This window comes from Pelosinus sp. sgz500959 (genome assembly GCF_042610375.1).
GTDB lineage: Bacteria > Bacillota > Negativicutes > DSM-13327 > DSM-13327 > CTSoil-075.
On record NZ_JBGJZL010000041.1, the window covers coordinates 1 to 1,064 of the forward strand.

A 1,064-nucleotide genomic window follows, 5' to 3' on the forward strand; every position below is an offset into this window, starting at 1 on the left:
GATGCAGCAGATGGTGCATTAATAGTTATAGGATTAGTTGTTCCCGCTAATGTAAAGGAAATTGGGAAGTTAGTATAACCTCCAGTTGGAGCGGTACCACTATATGTCGTTGTACCTCGTGTTAATTCAGCCGCATTCGGATTGGCTAAGTCAGTCACACTATAACTCCATTGGTTAGGAGCTGTATTGGTAAATGCTACTTGTACTTCATGAGGTATATTATTTTTATCAAATACAGTATAAACCGATTTATTCACTGAATTTAATGTGTTATTAAGTTGTAAGGTTGTTGGATTGGTTGCTGAGCCATCAGGAATTGTGACAGCAGCGGTTGGAATTGGAGTGACTGTAATCGTACTAATATCTTTTAATGCACCATCTTTGGTAAATGTAATTCTTGATAAACCACCGGCTGTAATACTACTTCCTGGTACACCTGTTGATGCTAGCCATGTATTATCCGATTCTTTAACAAAGGTTTGATTTACTTTTTGTGGATTTCCAAGAGAATCATAGACATTTGTCGAACTAACGATTGTAGTTCCGATGGCATCCGATGCAGATAAATTGTTGGTATAATCAATCCCTGTTGTCAATTTATTCGGCATTTGCGTACCACCTGGAATCTTAATATCAGTTGCTGTACTACTGGTATTAATAGCTCCTGTACTATCCGCTGTCCACCCTTGAACTTTATAGCCAGTGCCCGGCACAATAAAATTCCCAGCTGTATCAAAATCAAAACCACCAGCACGAGTGTAAACTTCATCCGTTCCATTGGACAACACGAAGAATCCTTTTCCTGTAATAGCTAAATCTGTTGATTTACCAGTAGTCTGTAAACTACCATCCGTAAAAATGGTATCAATACTCGCTACTCCTACCCCCATACCAATTTGTACAGGATTCGTACCGCCAAGATTTCCTGAAGCTCCTGTTGCCCCTTGCATCGTTTGGCTAAAAACATCTTGAAATTTAACACGACTCGCTTTAAAACCAACTGTATTTACGTTAGCGATATTATTACCGATTACATCCATACGAGTTTGATGATTTTGCAACCC

1 protein-coding gene is annotated in these 1,064 nt (G+C 39.0%); it reads right to left on the reverse strand.

The genetic code is table 11. The features are described from left to right. Positions 1–1,064, reverse strand: a 1,064-nt coding sequence (locus tag ACAN52_RS21840) for a flagellar hook-basal body complex protein (RefSeq protein WP_378957255.1), incomplete at both ends; no start/stop codon positions are given.